The 16896-nt window shown below is 68.4% G+C and carries 12 protein-coding genes and 1 rRNA gene; 3 read left to right on the top strand and 10 right to left on the bottom strand.

All coding sequences use genetic code 11. The annotated features are described in order from the left end of the window. Positions 1–542: ribosomal RNA gene (locus tag AC3WL7_RS17550) — 16S ribosomal RNA — on the bottom strand; the annotation flags it as partial. Positions 543–1181: 639 nt separating this feature from the next. Between AC3WL7_RS17550 and AC3WL7_RS17545 the strand changes: the two genes are divergently transcribed. Next, the gene (locus AC3WL7_RS17545; protein ID WP_492752043.1) at positions 1182–2369 is read left to right on the top strand and encodes a benzoate/H(+) symporter BenE family transporter; all 1188 of its coding nucleotides are present in this window, start codon (positions 1182–1184) and stop codon (positions 2367–2369) included. A gap of 6 nt (positions 2370–2375) precedes the next feature. On the opposite strand, the gene AC3WL7_RS17540 is transcribed toward AC3WL7_RS17545, so the two are convergent. The 4 genes from AC3WL7_RS17540 to egtB all read right to left on the bottom strand — a co-directional run bounded on the left by AC3WL7_RS17540 (position 2376) and on the right by egtB (position 7880). After that, positions 2376–3107 (bottom strand): GYF domain-containing protein, encoded by a 732-nt coding sequence (locus AC3WL7_RS17540; RefSeq protein ID WP_492752038.1) that lies wholly within the window; start codon positions 3105–3107, stop codon positions 2376–2378. A gap of 274 nt (positions 3108–3381) precedes the next feature. After that, positions 3382–5538: a lytic murein transglycosylase gene (locus AC3WL7_RS17535; RefSeq protein WP_492752041.1), complete on the bottom strand. Its 2157-nt coding sequence runs from the start codon at positions 5536–5538 to the stop codon at positions 3382–3384. 87 nt (positions 5539–5625) lie between these two features. After that, positions 5626–6612 carry an L-histidine N(alpha)-methyltransferase gene (gene egtD / locus AC3WL7_RS17530; protein WP_492752036.1) on the bottom strand — a complete coding sequence of 329 codons (987 nt, stop codon included), beginning with the start codon at positions 6610–6612 and terminating at the stop codon, positions 5626–5628. Then, the gene (gene egtB, locus AC3WL7_RS17525; RefSeq protein WP_492752034.1) at positions 6609–7880 is read right to left on the bottom strand and encodes an ergothioneine biosynthesis protein EgtB; all 1272 of its coding nucleotides are present in this window, start codon (positions 7878–7880) and stop codon (positions 6609–6611) included. The genes egtD and egtB overlap by 4 nt, the downstream gene beginning before the upstream one ends. Before the next feature lie 142 nt (positions 7881–8022). Between egtB and AC3WL7_RS17520 the strand changes: the two genes are divergently transcribed. Next, positions 8023–9303 carry a GGDEF domain-containing protein gene (locus tag AC3WL7_RS17520; RefSeq protein WP_492752032.1) on the top strand — a complete coding sequence of 427 codons (1281 nt, stop codon included), beginning with the start codon at positions 8023–8025 and terminating at the stop codon, positions 9301–9303. A 3-nt stretch (positions 9304–9306) separates the two neighbouring features. On the opposite strand, the gene AC3WL7_RS17515 is transcribed toward AC3WL7_RS17520, so the two are convergent. After that, a complete protein-coding gene (locus AC3WL7_RS17515; RefSeq protein WP_492752029.1) occupies positions 9307–9699 on the bottom strand; it encodes a YchJ family protein in 393 nt (130 codons plus the stop codon). Positions 9700–9780: 81 nt separating this feature from the next. On the opposite strand from AC3WL7_RS17515, the gene AC3WL7_RS17510 reads away from it, so the two are divergent. Continuing rightward, positions 9781–10560 carry a sulfite exporter TauE/SafE family protein gene (locus AC3WL7_RS17510; protein ID WP_079224385.1) on the top strand — a complete coding sequence of 260 codons (780 nt, stop codon included), beginning with the start codon at positions 9781–9783 and terminating at the stop codon, positions 10558–10560. A gap of 54 nt (positions 10561–10614) precedes the next feature. On the opposite strand, the gene AC3WL7_RS17505 is transcribed toward AC3WL7_RS17510, so the two are convergent. The 4 genes from AC3WL7_RS17505 to folE form a co-directional block, all read right to left on the bottom strand. Next, the gene (locus AC3WL7_RS17505; RefSeq protein WP_108760559.1) at positions 10615–13995 is read right to left on the bottom strand and encodes an ATP-binding protein; all 3381 of its coding nucleotides are present in this window, start codon (positions 13993–13995) and stop codon (positions 10615–10617) included. Positions 13996–14011: 16 nt separating this feature from the next. Beyond that, positions 14012–14713 (bottom strand): DUF4194 domain-containing protein, encoded by a 702-nt coding sequence (locus tag AC3WL7_RS17500; RefSeq protein WP_283221242.1) that lies wholly within the window; start codon positions 14711–14713, stop codon positions 14012–14014. Continuing rightward, positions 14700–16169 (bottom strand): DUF3375 domain-containing protein, encoded by a 1470-nt coding sequence (locus AC3WL7_RS17495; protein WP_079224391.1) that lies wholly within the window; start codon positions 16167–16169, stop codon positions 14700–14702. The genes AC3WL7_RS17500 and AC3WL7_RS17495 overlap by 14 nt, the downstream gene beginning before the upstream one ends. Before the next feature lie 112 nt (positions 16170–16281). Further along, positions 16282–16893 (bottom strand): GTP cyclohydrolase I FolE, encoded by a 612-nt coding sequence (folE, locus tag AC3WL7_RS17490; protein WP_079224393.1) that lies wholly within the window; start codon positions 16891–16893, stop codon positions 16282–16284. Positions 16894–16896: the final 3 nt, after the last annotated feature.

The following is a 16896-nucleotide window of genomic DNA, read 5'->3' as shown; positions in this document are numbered from 1 at the left end:
CTTCGTATTACCGCGGCTGCTGGCACGAAGTTAGCCGGTGCTTATTCTTTGGGTACCGTCATCCCAACCAGGTATTAGCCGGCTGGATTTCTTTCCCAACAAAAGGGCTTTACAACCCGAAGGCCTTCTTCACCCACGCGGTATGGCTGGATCAGGCTTGCGCCCATTGTCCAATATTCCCCACTGCTGCCTCCCGTAGGAGTCTGGACCGTGTCTCAGTTCCAGTGTGGCTGATCATCCTCTCAGACCAGCTACGGATCGTCGCCTTGGTGGGCCTTTACCCCGCCAACTAGCTAATCCGACATCGGCTCATTCAATCGCGCAAGGCCCGAAGGTCCCCTGCTTTCACCCGTAGGTCGTATGCGGTATTAGCGTAAGTTTCCCTACGTTATCCCCCACGAAAAAGTAGATTCCGATGTATTCCTCACCCGTCCGCCACTCGCCACCCATAAGAGCAAGCTCTTACTGTGCTGCCGTTCGACTTGCATGTGTTAGGCCTACCGCCAGCGTTCACTCTGAGCCAGGATCAAACTCTTCACTTAAAACTACATGATCCGAAGATCAAAATTTAAAGCTGCAGATGATTGATGCTGGCAACGTATCGCTTGCTTTAAAACAATTAATAGTTGCTTGATCAAACGTCTGCAAGATGGACAGTCATCCTTCCTGCAGGCGCCTTCACAAGATACCTGCGCATACTTTCAAAGATCCTGGGAAGTGGCCTCAGCGCCGTTCCCGTGTGCTGCGAAGTTTCCTTCGTAGCGAGCCGCCCATTATAGCCGGCCTTTTCGCTTCGTCAACACCTTTTTCAAGGCCGCCTCACCGGAGTGGACGTTGTTGCCGATGCTGCTTCGTCGTTGGACCCGAAGGTCTTTCGTCGTTGCGAGCCGGCTATTATGCCGGACTTTCTGAGTCCGTCAACACCTTCGTTCGATCATCTCGTTCGCCGGTGTGGCGTCGCTGTTGGCGGGTCACTTCCGAGGAAGTTGCCACGCCGCAGCAAGGGAGCGAATTCTAGAGATCCTGCAGGATTCGTCAACACTTTTTTTCAGGAAGATGGCAAAGACGTCGCCTGCGCCATGCATAGCGTGCGTGCCAGCATCACTGCGGCGTTGCCCGCGCGTTGCGCGGTCAACGCCGCAAGCGCTATGTATGTACGGATGCATACAGACGAGACAGCGATGGGCACGCAGGTTCGACAGGTGTGGTGGCGCGATCTTTCGGTGCCGGCGATCGTGGCCGGCTTCATTACGGTGCTGGTGGGCTTCGCCAGTTCGGCGGTGATCGTGTTCCAGGCCGCACAGGCCGTCGGCGCCAACCAGGCACAGATCGCTTCATGGATGTGGGCGCTCGGCCTGGGCATGGGCGTGACCTGTATCGGCCTGTCGCTGCGCTACCGCGTGCCGGTGGTCACCGCGTGGTCGACCCCCGGCGCGGCGATGCTGGTGGTCGGTGCTGGTGGCGCTTCGCTGTCCGAAGCCACCGGCGCGTTCCTGCTCGCCGCAGTGCTGGGCATGATTGCCGGCTTCTCGGGCATCTTCGCCCGCCTGATGCAGCGGGTACCGATGGCGCTGGCCGCCGGCATGCTGTCGGGCGTGCTGTTGCGCTTCGGCCTGGATGTGTTCGTGGCAATGAACACCCAGGTCGTGCTCGCCCTGGCGATGTTCGTCACCTGGCTGGCCGGCCGCCGCCTGTTCCCGCGCTATGCGGTGATCGCCACGCTGCTGGTGGGCATCATCATCGCCGCCAGCCGCGGCCTGCTGCATGCGCAGGACCTGCACCTGCAGCTGGCCACCCCGCACTGGGTCACACCCTCGCTGTCGTGGCAGGCGGTGGCCGGCATCGCCCTGCCCCTGTTCGTGGTCACCATGGCTTCGCAGAACATCCCCGGGGTGGCGGTGATGCGCGCCTCCGGCTACAGCGCGCCCATTTCGCCGGTGATCGGCTGGATCGGCGTGGTCAACACGCTGCTGGCCCCCTTCGGCGCCTACGCCTTGAACCTGGCGGCGATCACCGCGGCGATCTGCATGGGCCGCGATGCACATGAGGACCCCGCGCGCCGCTACACCGCAGCGATGGCGGCCGGCGCCTTCTATATCGTGATCGGCCTGTTCGGGGCGACCGTGGCGGCGCTGTTCGCCGCCTTCCCCAAGGAACTGGTCGCCTGCGTGGCCGGCATCGCCCTGTTCGGCACCATCGGCAACAGCCTGGCCAGCGCCCTGGCCGTGGAGCGCGACCGCGAGGCCGCGCTGGTCACCTTCCTGGTCACCGCCTCCGGGGTATCACTGGCCGGCATCGGCTCGGCATTCTGGGGGCTGGTGGCAGGTTCGCTGTGCCTGCTGGTACTGCGGCCACGCACATCAGGTTGAGACGGTTCAGGCCGCCATGAGCGCACCCAGTAGGCTCATGGCCAGGGCTACACCGAGGGCGGCGAGCGCGGAACCCACGCTGGTGCCGCCCCGCTCGGCCAGCGCGCGCAGCCGCCGTGGTTCATCGTAGCCGCGCAGGCGGCGTACCTCGGCCATGTTCCGCTGGCAGTGGGAGAGGTACCAGCCGTTGCCGCAGACGCCCGCCGTGATGGACAGCCCCATAGAGATGAGCAAGGTGACCAGCTCGGGCAGGCCGGCGAGCTTCTCGAGCACCAACAGGGTGATCATCAAGCCGAACCAGGGCGCCGCAATACCGTACATCCTGCGGTACATGATCCAGATGACCCCGAAGAGGAAGCCCGGCCAGTGCCACGTGCTGGCAGCGTTGGCGCCGCCGAAGTCCAGCCGCCAGCGTTGGCGATAGACGGCGAAGCGCGGGCCCACGAACGCGGCATACGGCGCCATCTCACCGCCGAGGTGATCCACTGCGCTCGCTGCGGTCGTTTCCGGACCGACTGCGGCTGCGGGTGCGCGGTAGGGATCATGGGCGGCCGCAGCGACCGGCGCGTCTGCCGCCATGTCGATTTCGGCAAAAGGCCGCCAGCCGTAATCGCCCTCGCGCTGCAGCAACGTTTCCGGCGTGATGGTCCGCTTTTCCAGCAGGTGCCGAAGTTCGGCCAGCGTGTATGGCCCGTGGTGGCTGCCGCCATCGGTGTAGTGCCACCGCCCTTCTTCCATGAAGCCTCTCCTTGTTCCTGCCGCACCGGGCACCCTTGCACCGCCGTCGTGACGGTGCGAGGGATGCTTGCCGAGTGCTGCAGGCCAGTCCAGGCCAATAGCGTCACTGCTGTCGATCCGGCCTGGAAAAGCCCATGGCCTGGTCCTTTCCCGGGCCGGATGAGGGTGTCCGGGCGGCATCCGGGGACTCAGGTCGGCTGCGTTCCGTGCAGATTGCGACTAGTACCCGGTGCCATGACGGGCCCGCGGTCAAAAGCAGCCGGCCTGGCGCCGGCTACAGAGGCGATGCCGAGATCACCTGCACCAGCACATGGCGGCCGCCCGGGGCTACGGTGACCACATCGGGACCGGCGTTGGCCGCCTCCAGGCAGACGTAGTCGCGCCAGCCATCGCCGACATCGGCCATCTTCGCTGCGGCTTCAGCACCGGGGTTCCACGCCACCAACGCGCGGCTGCCTTCGGTATGCAGCTCGATGCGGCGCTTCAGCACCGGGTCGCGCAGCACGTAGCGGCCACCGGCCGGGCTGTAGATGCGGTCGCTGCGGCCCGGGTCGCGCGGGTCGCGCAGCGACCACGGCCCCTGCTGGCGGCGGGTCTGGGCGTAGTTCTCGTACTTGTCCTGGTAGGTCACCCCGTCCACGCCGTCCACCTCGACGCGGGTGGCGTCGCCCACGCGGAAATAGTTGTGCAGGGCCTGGGTGAAGGTAGCCGGTGCAGTGCCGGTGTTCTCGGTGACCAGCTGCTGGCGCAGTTCGCGGCCCACCCGCACGGTCATCGTCAGGCGCAGGCCGAGATCCTGCAGCGCCGGCGGCGCGAGGGTCAGTTCAATGCTGCCGTCGTCGAGCCGGCGCGCCTGCTGCAGTTCCCACGGCAGGGTGCGGACGAAACCATGCGCCGGCACATCGTTGCCCTGGCCCTGGCGGCCGAAGTACGGCCAGCACACCGGGCTGCCGCCACGGATCGGGGTCGGCAGCTCGGCACGCTTGGGCGAAAGCCACATCACATCGGGCTGGCCCTTGGGCACGAAGGACAGCAGCTGGCCGCCGAACACGCTGATGGCGGCGGTGGCCTCGGGGGTTTCCACCAGCCAGGCATCGAGTCCCTGGAACTGGCCGCTGCTGACACCCTGGATCTGTTGCACGGTGGATCGACTCCGTATGGCCGGCGACTGCGCGGCACTGTAGTTGGCGGGAAGGCTGAAACGGGTGGGCGTGGCCGGCGTGCGCGGTTCGGCCTGCAGCGCGCGCAGGATGCGCTGGCCGGGGCGGCCATCGGCATCGGGCCAGCCCAGGCGACGTTGCTCGACCTGGATCGCGCGCCGGCTGGCGTTGCCGATCATGCCATCGGCGCTGCCGATATCGTGGCCGCGGGCCAGCAGCAGGGTCTGCAGCTGGCGGCGCTCGTCGCGGCCCAGGCCGGGATCATCGGTGGGCCAGGCCGTGGCCAGCCCATTGCCGCCACGCAGCCGGTCAGCCAGGGTGGCGATGGCCAGTGCGTAGCTTTCGGCGGCGTTGTAGCTGTAGATCGCATCGTAGTTGCGGAACACCAGCAGCGCCGGGCCCTTGCTGCCGGCAGGCAGCAGCAGGGCCGCGCGGGCATCGGCCGGCAGGCCCGGCGGCGCGAGGGCGCTGCCATCCAGGCCGGTGATGCCCAGTGCGCGCCAGTCCGCCAGCGCTCGACGCTGGGTGCGCCCGGCCTGCGCCGTCTTGAAACCCTCGGGAACACGCACTTCCATGCCCCACGGTTCGCCGCTGCGCCAACCGGCACGCTTGAGATAGTTGGCGGTGGAGGCCAGTGCATCCGGAATGCTGCCGACCAGATCGCGGCGGCCGTCGCCATCGCCGTCGACGGCGATGCGTGCGTAGGTGCTGGGCATGAACTGGGTGTGGCCGAAGGCGCCGGCCCATGAACCGGTGAGCCCCTGCGCCTGCAGGTCGCCCTGCTCGATCAGCCTGATGAGCGCCAGCAGTTCGCCACGGAAGAAGGGCTGGCGCCGGCCGGCACAGGACAGCGTGGCCAGCGACTGCAGCAGCGGTCGCTTGCCGAACACGCGGCCATAGTCACTCTCCACGCCCCATACGGCGACGATGGTGGCCGGATCGACGCCGTACTGCACTGAGACGCGCTGCAGCAGGTCGCGGTGCTGCTGCAGCATCGCGCGGCCGTCATCCACCCGCGGGCGATCGACCAGCGCAGCCAGGTAATCCCAGATGGGCGTGGTGAATTCAGGCTGCGCGTCCAGCAGTGGCAGCACGCTGGGGTCGGGCTGCAGGCCGGCAGTGATCGCGGTGAAGCGATCCGCGGCCACGCCCTGCTTGGCGGCCGTGGCCTGCAACTGCGTCATGCAGCGGGCGAAGGCTGGATCCGCGGCGGGCGTCGTTGGCGCCAGCGACGGCGCGGCCAGCGCGGCGGCCAGGCCGAGCGTGGTCATCAAGGGCATGGCGTCCTCCGTGGTGCCGGTGCTGGAGCCATGTTAGCGCGGGCGGACCGTGTGGCAGCCACCAGGCATGGCCAGGCGCTAGCGATGCGGAGCGGAGGCGCGCAGCAGGCGCAGGCCGTAGGCGGGGTCGGTCGCGTCCCAGTGGGCGACGGTTTCCAGGCCGGCCTGCTGCAGCAGGTGGTTGAAGCTGGCCTCGGTGTACTTGTGGCTGTACTCGACCCGGATCGGCTCGCCGGCCTGGAAGTGGAAGGTCTGCCCGTCCAGGTGCACGTCCTGTTCGCGCTGGCTGACCAGATCGGTTTCGATGCGCAGGCGCGCGGTGCTGTAGCGGGCCTGGTGGCGGAAGCCATCGAGATCGAAGTCGCTGCCCACTTCACGGTTGAGGCGGGCCAGCAGGTTGAGGGTGAAGGCGGCGGTGATGCCGTCGGCATCGTTGTAGGCGGCCTCGATCAGCGCCGGGTCCTTGTGCAGGTCGATGCCGACCAGCGCCAGGCCGTCATCGCCCATGGTCTGGCGCATCGCACGCAGCAGGGCGATCGCTTCGTCGCCCGCGAAGTTGCCCAGGGTGGAGCCGGGGAAGAACAGCAGGCGCCGCGCCGCCGGGCGTTCCGGCGTGGGGACCTGCACCGGGCGGGTGAAATCGGCGCAGACCGGCAGCATCTCCACCTGCGGCAGGGCCGGGGCCAGGTGATCGATGCTGGAGAGCAGCGCGGCGCGCGAAATCTCGATGGGGGTGTAGGCCACCGGGTCCTGCAGGGCGGCCAGCAGGCGCGCGGTCTTGCGCCCACTGCCGCTGCCCAGTTCGACCACGTGGGCATGCGCGCCGACGGCGCGGGCGATCTCCGGCAGCACCCGGTCAAGCAGCGCCAGTTCGGTGCGCGTGGGGTAGTACTCGGGGGTGTGGGTGATCTGCTCGAACAGGCGCGAGCCGCGTGCATCGTAGAAATACTTGGACGGCAGCTGGCGCGCGGCGCGCGAAAGGCCGGCCACGGCGTCGGCCAGGATCTGCTGTCGGCCGGGGGTGAGGTCGGTCAGCGCCTGCAGCGCGTCCTGCACGGTACTCATGGAAGATCCCTCGCCAGGCGCACGCCGGAGAACTGCCAGCGGGCCGGTGGATTGAAGAAGTTGCGGTAACTGCTGCGTACGTGGCCGCGCGGGGTGGCGCAGCTGCCGCCGCGCAACACCCACTGGCCACACATGAACTTGCCGTTGTATTCGCCCAGGTTGCCGCCGAAGGGCTGGAAGCCGGGGTAGGCGCCATAGGCGCTGGAGGTCCATTCCCAGACATCGCCGAACAGCTGGCGCAGGCCGCTGCCCTGCCCTGCATGCGGATGCAGCTGGTCGTCGTCGGCGAAGTGGCCGTTGGGCGGCTGCGTGGCGGCGGCGGCTTCCCATTCGAACTCGGTCGGCAGCCGCGCTTCGTGCCAGCGCGCACAGGCATCGGCTTCGTAATAGCTGAGGTGGCAGACCGGCGCATGCGGATCGAGATCGCGCCAGCCACCCAGCGTGTACTCGCGCTGCAGGTCGCCGTGCCAGTACAGCGGGTGCTGCCAGCCTTCGGCTTCGCACAGCGCCCAGCCTTCGCTGAGCCACCAGCGCGGGTCGCGGTAGCCGCCGGCATCGACGAAGGCGCGGTACTCGCCGTTGCTGAGCGGGCGCTCGGCGAGGGCGTGCGCGGGCAGCAACACGCGGTGCGGCGGCGATTCGTTGTCATAGGCGAAGGCCGCCTGCTGCGGCCAGCGCGCTGCGCCGACGGTGACGATGCGCTCGTCCTGCGCCCTCCAGCCCAGCGCGCTGGGCACGCTGGCGATCGCCGCGAGGTCTTCGCGATAGGGCGGTTGCAGCGGGTTGCACCACAGCGCGTGCTTGATGTCGGTCAGCAGCAGCTCCTGGTGCTGCTGTTCGTGCTGCAGGCCCAGCTGCAGGTGCTGCAGCGCTGCTTCACCGAGGTCGCCGTCGGCCAGGCGCGCCAGCACCTGCTCGTCCACGTGCCGGCGATAGTCGCGCACCTGCTGCAGCGAGGGCCGCGACAGCAGGCCACGGCGCGGCCGTGCGTGGGCGGGGCCCAGGCTCTTGTAGTAACTGTTGAACAGGAAATCCCACGCGGGATCCCATGGCTGGTGGCCGCGCACGCTGGCCAGCACGAAGCGTTCGAAGAACCAGGTGGTGTGGGCCAGGTGCCATTTGGCCGGGCTGGCATCGTCCATGCTCTGCAGCATCGCGTCTTCGGCGCTGAGCGGTGCGGCCAGTTGCTGGCTGCGTCCGCGCACATGGGCGAAGTGGCTGGCGAGTTCACGCTGCGGGGCAGCGACGGCGAGGGTTGCGCTGTCCATGGGCCCAGCTTCGGCTGCGGCGGGTGAGCGCGATGTCATTGCACGGCGCCGGCGCATTCACATCGTGCCCATTCAAGAACCCCGCAGCGACGCCGCTAACGCCAGTGCTGCGGCCGTGTAGTGACCGCGCTGGAATGACCGCTTGTCCCATCATCCGCTCCGCCAGCCTGCGCATTACCTGTTCGTGCTGCCTGCCCTGCTGGTCGCGCTGGTGCTGTGGACCACGCTGGGTAACGAAGATGTCGGCCGGACCGGCCAGCGCGTGCTGCCGTGGTTGCTGGCCTGCCTGGGTTCGGGGCTGGCGCTGATGTACAACCAGGTGCGCACGCTGTGCCTGCTGCTGCTGGTGGCTGCCGTTTTCACGGTGCTGCACCCCGACCTGGCCCACTACCTGCGCCTGGGCTACATCAGCCCGCTGACGCCGCTGCGCTTCCATGCCGTGTCCAGCTGGTTGCCGCTGCTGTTCGCCGCCCACGCGCTGTGGCCCGAGCGCGGCCGGCGCCGCCAGGACCTGCTGCTGCGCGGGATCGGCAGCGGCGCCCTGCTGGCCATCTTCATCCTGCTGGCCGTGCAGCAGCCACAGGGCATGCATGACCTGCTGTCGAACCGGCATTTCGCCTGGATACCCAGTGACTGGAATGCGCTGGCGCAGCTGCCGGCCCTGCTGTTCCTGCTGGCCACCGCCGCGCTGGCCTGGCAGGCCTGGCAGCACCCGCGCCCCCTGCACACGGCCATGCTGCTGGCGCTGCTGTGCCTGTGGTGGATGCTGCCGCGCATCTTCCTGCAACCGGCGCTGCTGCCGGCGCTGAGCGTGGCAGCGCTGCTGCTGATGCTGGGCGCGACCCTGCAGGAGTCCTTCCACATGGCGTTCCGCGATGAACTGACCGGGCTGCCCGGGCGGCGCGCCTTCAACGAGACTCTGCAGCGTGCCGCCGGCACCTACAGCATCGCCATGGTGGACGTGGACCACTTCAAGAAGTTCAACGACACCCACGGCCACGACACCGGCGATGACGTGCTGAAGCTGGTGGCGTCGCGCCTGGCGCGGGTGGGCGACGGCGGCCGCGCGTTCCGCTACGGCGGCGAGGAGTTCGCGGTGGTGTTCCTGGACCGGCCGGCGCCGGCCTGCGTGGATGCGGTGGAGGCGCTGCGGCAGAGCATCGAGGACAGCCGCATGCAGCTGCGCGACCGCAGCACGCGCAGCCGGGACGATGCAGCCGGGCAGCAGCAGCGCGGGCGTGGCGGCACGGGCCAGGTGGTGCAGGTGACGGTGAGCATCGGCCTGGCCGACAGCCGCGTGGATGCGCGGCCGTCCGGGGTGGTCAAGGCAGCCGACCAGGCGCTGTATGCGGCCAAGGAAGAAGGCCGCAACCGGGTCTGCGCGCATGGCGGCCAGCGCGTGCTGGCCGTGCGCGGGGGCTGAGGCTCAGACCGCGTCGAGGTAGTACCAGCGGCCGTCGATGCGCAGGAAGCGGCTGTGCTCGTTCATCCGCACGGCACTGCCACCGCCGATGCGGTAACGGGCGGTGAAGCGGACCTCGGCGCTGTCCGGGCCGGTGACGCTGTGTTCGTTCACGGTCAGGCCCAGCCAATGGGTGCGCTGGCCCGGCGCCTCGTCCAGCGAGAGTTCGGCCGGGCGCGTATCCGGATGCCAGGTCAGGCGCAGGTAGTCAGCCAACTGCCGCACGTAGGCGCTGTAGCGCGAGCGCATCAGGCGCTCGGCGTCCGGCGCGGCTTCGCCGGCGTGGTAGCGGCCGCAGCAGGCGGCGTAGTCGGCGGGCAGGCCGCAGGGACAGGGATCGGCAGGGGTGCGGGTCATGCCGCCATTGTCGCGCGGGACGCCCCCGGCATCCATCGATGATAGGCGTATGCTGTCGCGCCCCCACTTTGGTTGATTGCCGTGCTGGAACTGGTTCCCCCCGAGTTGTGGTGGTTGGTGGTGATCGCCTTCATCGCTGGCCTGGTCGATGCGGCGGTGGGCGGCGGCGGGCTGGTGCAGTTGCCGGGCCTGTTCACGGTGTTGCCGCAGCAGACGCCGGCGATGCTGTTCGGCACCAACAAGTTCAGTTCGATGTTCGGCACCGGCGCGGCTGCCTGGCGCTATGCGCGCAACGTGCGCTTCCCGTGGAAACCGGTGCTGTTCGCCGCCGGTACGGCCTTCATCTTCTCCTTCGCCGGTGCCACGGCGGTGAGCCTGCTGCCCAAGGACGCGGTGCGGCCACTGGTGCTGGTGCTGCTGGTGGCGATGCTGGGCTACACGCTGTGGAAGAAGGATTTCGGTGCGCTGCACCGGCCGCAGGAGATCGGCCGCCGCGAGCTGGTGATCGCCCTGGCCATCGGTGCGGCCATCGGCTTCTACGACGGCTTCTTCGGGCCGGGCACCGGCAGTTTCCTGATCTTCCTGTTCGTGCGCTTCTTCGGCCTGGATTTCCTGCGCGCCTCGGCGGCGTCGAAGGTGGTGAACCTGGCGACGAACGTGGCAGCGATCTCGTTCTTCATCCCGACCGGCAACATCCTGTGGCTGTTCGCACTGCCGATGGCGGCGGCCAACATCATCGGCTCGGTGGTGGGCACGCGGCTGGCACTGAAGGGCGGCACGCCGTTCATCCGCAAGCTGTTCGTGGGGCTGGTGGTGGTGCTGATCGCGCGGATGGCGTGGGATACGTTCCGCGGGGCGTGAGGGCGAAGTGCCGCCGGGCATGGCCCGGCGCTACCAGGGGGGCCGCCGAGGTGCTCAGGCCTCGGCTTCTTCCGGTTCGTTGGCCTGCTGTCGGCTGCGTTCGGGCAGCTTCAGGCGCTTGCCTTCTTCGTCGTACTCGATGAGCAGGACGCCCGAATCATGGCGGCCGCTGATCTCGACGAAACAGGCGCCACCGATGAACGGCTCCAGCGTCATCACCGACTTCAGCGGGGTGGCCACCACCATCTGGAAGCCGAAGTTGTCGAAGATGTTCATCGCCAGCGCGGTGAACTCGTTGTCGGCCTTGTCGAAGGCTTCGTCGAGCACGACCGCGGCGTAGCTGGGCAGCTGGCTGTCGGCACCGCCAAGCTGGTAGCGCAGCGCCGCCGCCAGGCAGGTGGTGGCCAGCTTCTGCCGCTGGCCACCGGACTTGCCGGCGCCGCTGCGGTAGATCTCGACCTGCTGGCGCGTTTCCGCATCCAGCTCCACGCCGATGAACTCCACGTGCATGCGCACGTCCAGCACCAGCTCGCGCCAGCGCTTGTCCTCACCTTCCTGCGAGCCGAGGCGGTTGACCAGCTGGCGCAGCACGGTGAACTGCGATTCGGCCAGCTCGCGCTGCTCGGTCTGCTGCTGCGACAGCACTTCGCGCAGCTGCAGGTGGAACTCGCCCACTTCCGGCAGGCGGCGGTCGCTCAGCTCGATGGTCAGCAGGGTGCCGCGGTTGAACGGCACCTGTTCCAGGCTGGCGTTGACCTCGTCCAGGCGCTGGCCGATCGACTTGCGGGCCTCGGCGCTGTGGCGCTGCAGGGCCAGCAGGTTGTTCTTGCTCTGGTTCTGCAGAAGGTCGAAGAAGCGCTCTTCGTGCTGCGGCAGGCCGTCGCGTTCCAGGCGCTCGAGGCGGGCGAGGAAATCCTCGGCCGAGGCCACCGACACGGTGAAGTCGCCCGATTCCTCCGGCCACTGCTGGACGAAGCGGCGGAAGCAGCCCAGCAGCAGGTTCTCGACGCGGTTGACGTCCTGCTGCGAGGACGACAGCTGTTCGTTCAGCGCGTTGCTGACCTGGCGCATGTGCGCTTCCAGCGTTTCCAGGCTGAGCGGGCCCTGCTCCTGCAGGCGTTCGGCCAGGCCGGCTTCCTGGTCTTCGGCCAGCGCCGGCAGCACCAGGGCACGGCTCTGCTGGCGGGCACGGTCCAGGCGGTCGCGTTCGCGCACCAGCTGGCCACGCTCGACGCGGGTGTCCTCATAGGTGCGGCGGGCCTGTTCGATATCGGCGCGCACCGCGTCGATCTGTTTGGCCAGGCGGGCCAGGTCGGCGTTGCCTTCGCGCAGGTCGCGCAGGGTGGCTTCGATATCGGCCAGGCGCTGCTGCGGTGCGGCCGCGTCGATCTCGTTCCACTGGATGCCGATCAGTTCATGGCAGGCCAGGCGGCGTTCGTTGTCGCGGTCACGCTGCCCGCGCAGGCTGGCGATATCGGTATCGCAGCTGGCGATACGCTTGGCCAGTTCCTGCGCCTCGCGCTCGAACACCACCAGCTTGTCGCGGTTGTTGAAGCCGAGAATCCAGCGGCGGCGGTCGTTCACCGCGCTGCGGTCATCCTTCTCGAAGCGGTCGCCCGGATGCTTGACCTGGCCTTCGCGGGTGATGCCGCGGTCGACGTTGCGCAGCTGCTTGGCATCGACGCACTCGTAGTCGAAGCGCTTGCCCAGCTCGCGGCGCAGCCAGCCTTCGAAAGCGTGGTCGCGCAGTTCCAGCTTGTGCAGCAGCGAACGCGCGGACGGCTCGCGGGCGAACGCATCGTCGTTGCGGCGCACGCGGTAGTAGGTGAAACGCATGCCGAGATGGGTGCGATTCACCCAGTCGGCCACTTCGTTGTAGTGCTTGTCGTCCACCAGCAGCGACTGCGCGAAGCCGCCCAGCACGCGCTCGATCGCGCCCTGCCAGTTCTGCTCCTCGCTGCGCACCTGGATCAGCTCGCCGACGAAGGGCAGCGCGGCTTCGGAAATGCCGGTTTCTTCAGCCAGGCGCGCGCGCAGCTTCTGCATCGGCGCGGGGATGCTGGACGGCGTGCGCTGCATCGCTTCCAGTTCGCCACGCACTTCGCCGAAGCGGCGCTCGTCATCGCGCTTGCCGCCCAGGCGTTCGCTGATCGCATCGTCCAGCGCCGCCGAAGCGCGCTGGCGGTCCTGCAGTTCGTTCTGCGCGCGCTCGACCAGCTCGGCGAACGCGTGTGCGTCTTCGGGCAGTTCAGCCTGCAGGTGGCGCGCGGCGTCGCGGGCCTGCGCCTGCTTGGCCAGGCGACGATCGCGCTCGGCTTCGGCGCGGCCCTGCTCGCGTTCCAGTTCCTCGATGCGCTCGCCGCCCTGCTGGCGGCGCTGCAGTTCCAGCTCGGCCAGGCGTTCGGTGTGGTTGTCCAGCGCCGCACGGCGCTGGGCTTCTTCGCCCAGCAGGCCACGGTCGCGCACGTCCATCTCGCGCAGGCGCGCTTCGATCAGCAGCTGGCGGCGGCTCTCGCGGAAGCTGTCGATGCCCAGCTTGAGGGTCTCGTCATCGCCGCGCTGGCGATGCATGTGCTTCAGTTCGGTGTAGTGCGCGCGCGCCGGCAGCAGGGTTTCGACCTGGCGGCGGGCGGTGACCACCGCCTGGTGCGCGCCGTCGAGTTCGGCGAAGTCGCTGACCAGGCGCTCGGCGGCATCGAAGGTGCGCGGCGTGTCCAGCATGAAATCGCGCAGGAAGACGTTGAGGTCGCCCAGGTTCTTCGCCGACTGCGTCTTGTGCAGCAGGCGCAGCGCCATTTCGTTGTCGATGCCCAGCAGGTGACGGAAGCGCTCGGCGTAGCCGGAGAAGGTGTCGAAGTGGTGGATGTCGGCCAGCTTCTGCTTCAGCTTGCGCAGGTCCAGGTCGAAGCCGCCCAGGTCCTTGGCGATGTCGAAGGGACGCTCGGCAATCATGTAGTGCTTGCGCACATCACCGGCCGAGGTGCCGTTGCCGGAGATCCAGAGCAGGCGCACCAGGCACACCACGCGGCCATCGCCGGCGCGGTATTCCAGCACCAGCGCGGTCCAGGTGGCGCCCTTGCGCAGGTACTGGGTGGCGATCTCGCCGGTACCGCTGTCCTGCTGGTCGGCCCAGGCACCGCGCACGTAGGACACCAGGTTGCGGTCGCGGCCACTGCGCTCGGCTTCACGCGCGGCGGCGTTGAAGTCGACGATGGCCGGCGGGGTCAGCAGCGCGGACATGGCATCGAGCAGGGTCGACTTGCCCGAGCCGGAACGGCCGACGAACAGGAAGCCACGCTCGGCAATCGGCACTTCGGTCAGGCCGTTGAAGGTGCCCCAGTTGTGCACCTGCAGGCGACGCATGCGGAACTGCTGCAGGCGCGGGTCCGGCAGGCCGTCGTTGAACAGGGCGGGAGTGTGCTTGGAAATGGCCATGCGGTGCTCGGGTCTCTCAGGCTTCTGCAGCCGGGGTTTCGCGCAGCTGGCGGTACACCGCCGAGAGCTGGGACACGTCTTCGGCCGAGAACATCAGCTTCAGCGCCGGCGAGACTTCGTGGCGGTCTTCCTGGCCGCCGAGGCGGGTCAGGATGTGGTTGTCCTTCATCTTCTGCACGGCCGAGGCCACGCGGCGGTTGAAGCCGGCGCGGTCGGTGGACAGGTTCTTCTCGTAGATGGCCAGGGCTTCGGCCATCTCGGCGTCGGCGACGACGGCGCGGTTGCCGCGCGCATCGGCCTCGGCCAGCTGCTGGCGCAGGAACAGCAGCAGCACCGAATCGATGAAGGTCAGCGGCGAGGTACGCAGCAGCACCGGTGCATCGACGTCTTCGGTGTCGGCCTGGCGGGTGAACGCCACGCCGCTGTCACGGTCCAGCACCAGTTCCAGGAACAGGTCGGCCAGCGACGAGCGGATGGCGGCCTCGCTGCGGATCAGCGCGGGCCACAGCTTGGCGTGGCGCAGCTGGTCGATGCTGGGGCCGATCAGCAGCTGGCACAGCGCGCGGCGCGCATCCAGCGGCAGGCGGCCGGTATCGCCCATGTAATAGACGTCGTTGCCGCGGCGCGGCGCGGCAGCCACGGGTGCCGGTTCGGCCTCGTAGGCGTCTTCGACCAGGTCGGGCGCCGCTGCTTCGATGGGATCTTCATGCCAGCTCATGGCGTCTCTCCTGGGTGAACCAAACCAGCGGAATACGTGCGCGGCGCACCTGGCCGTCGCCTCCGCGCCATTGCGCAAGTTCCTGCTCGCCGGCGACCACGTTGCCGAAGCGCGTGCCCAGCGACAGGTAGCCGATGACGCTGCCCAGGCCCTGCGGTGCTTCGCGCTGGGCCAGGGCCTCGGCGATGCTCAGGCGCGGCTGTGCGTCCAGCAGGTCGTGCAGGTCGCGGCGCAGGGTCCGGAAGTCGATTTCCGACGACGCGACCAGGTCGCCCACGCTTTCCAGGCTGATGGCGGCCGCATCGTTGTATTCGACGTTGCCATCGACCTGGGCGCTGCGCGGGTCGTGCAGCTTCCACTGCGACCACGAGCGCAGGCGGCTGGTGGTCAGCTGCAGGTCGCGGCCGATGCTGCGCTGGGCGGGGAAATCATCGCGCAGGGCCAGGGCTTCGGACTGCGCCTGCTTCAGCAGCTGGTTGAGGCGGCGCTGTTCCAGGTAGCCACGGCTCTGCACGAAGCCACGCAGGCTGCGCGCGAAGTTCTGCAGCACGTCGTGCACCTGGCCGCCGCGTTCCAGCATGGTGCTGGTGAAGCCGCGCAGGAAGTTGCGTTCGTTGCGGTCCAGGCGACGGGCGAAGCCGCGCGCGAGCACGGCCTCCAGCGCGGCGTCGAGCTGGGCGCTCTGCTCGGCATCATTGAGCAGGCGCCAGAACGCCTGGAAGCTGCGGCCGGCATCGCTTTCGCCGATGACATCGACACCTTCGAACAGCTGCGACAGCACGTCGCCGCGCTCGCCTTCGTCGTCGATGATGCGTTCGCGGAAATCACGGTTGAGCTGCTCGAAGTCGTCGCGCACGCGGCGGAAGTCCTCGGTCAGTTCGTCGGCCAGGCCGATGATCTGGCGGGTGCGTTCCAGCGCGCGCTTGCCATCGAGGGCGACCACGCGGCCGGCGCCGACGCGGGCGATCTCGGCATCGATGCGGTCGCGCTCGTCGTGCAGCGCGGACAGGCGCGCATCGGGATCGGCTTCGGTCTGCGCGGCCAGGGCCGAGAGCTGCTCGATGACCAGTGCCAGGCGGCTTTCGGTGGCGGCCACGCGGGCCTGCTCCAGGCTGTCGGCGAAGCGGATCGCCTGCAGCGCCGGGGTCGACAGTTCGTACTGCTCCTGGTCGGCGCCTTCGGGCAGGCGGCGTTCCAGCCAGCCCTGGGCCAGCCAGTGGGCGATGTAGGCCTGGGCGGTACGCGGCAGCTCGCGCGACAGTTCGTCGCCGGCCAGCTGGTCCAGCGCGCGTTGCAGGCGCTCGTTCAGCACCGAAGACGGCAACGTGCGCTCGCCGTCCATCAGCAGGCCCTGCAGCAGGCCGATGATTTCCGGGGCGTGGTCGGCGGCAAGCAGCTTCCACTGGGGCTGTTCGCGCAGATGGCGGTAACGGGCAATGCGTTCGCGGTGCTTCATGCAGCGAAAGGATTCATGGACGCTGGCGGCTGCGGGCAGCCATGCACGGCCGCCGCGGGGGCAGCCGTGGACGTGCCGGCCACGCGGGGCCGGCGCGGTGCGGGCAGGCGGCTCAGCGCCTGCCGCCCACTTCGATGAAGCGCAGGAACTCGGCGCGGGTACGCGCGTCGTCGCGGAAGCTGCCCAGCATCTTGGAGGTGACCATGCTGACGCCGCGCTTGTGGATGCCGCGGGTGGTCATGCATTCGTGGGCGCCTTCGACGACCACGCCGACGCCGATCGGCTGCAGCACATCCTGGATGCACTGGGCGATCTGCGCGGTCATCTTTTCCTGCACCTGGAAGCGGCGGGCGTAGGCCTCGACCACGCGGGCCAGCTTGCTGATGCCCACGACCTTGCCGGCCGGCAGGTAGCCGACATGCACGCGGCCGATGATCGGCGCCATGTGGTGCTCGCAGTGGCTTTCGTACTCGATGTCGCGCAGGACGATCAGCTCGTCGTAGCCGGCCACTTCCTCGAAGGTCCGCTCCATGTAGGCGCGCGGGTCGTCGCGGTAACCGCTGAACCAGTCGCCATAGGCTTCGGCGACACGGCGGGGGGTATCCAGCAGGCCTTCACGGGACGGGTCCTCGCCGGCCCAGCGCAGCAGGGTGCGCACGGCATCCTCGGCCTGGTCCTGGGTCACATCGCCCTGCGGGGCGGCCTTTTCGTTGTTCTTGCTCATTGC

The sequence above is a fragment of the Stenotrophomonas sp. FW305-3-2-15-E-LB1 genome (assembly GCF_058787375.1).
Note: the sequence above shows the minus strand (reverse complement) of the source record. Positions and strands in the feature narration are given on the sequence as shown.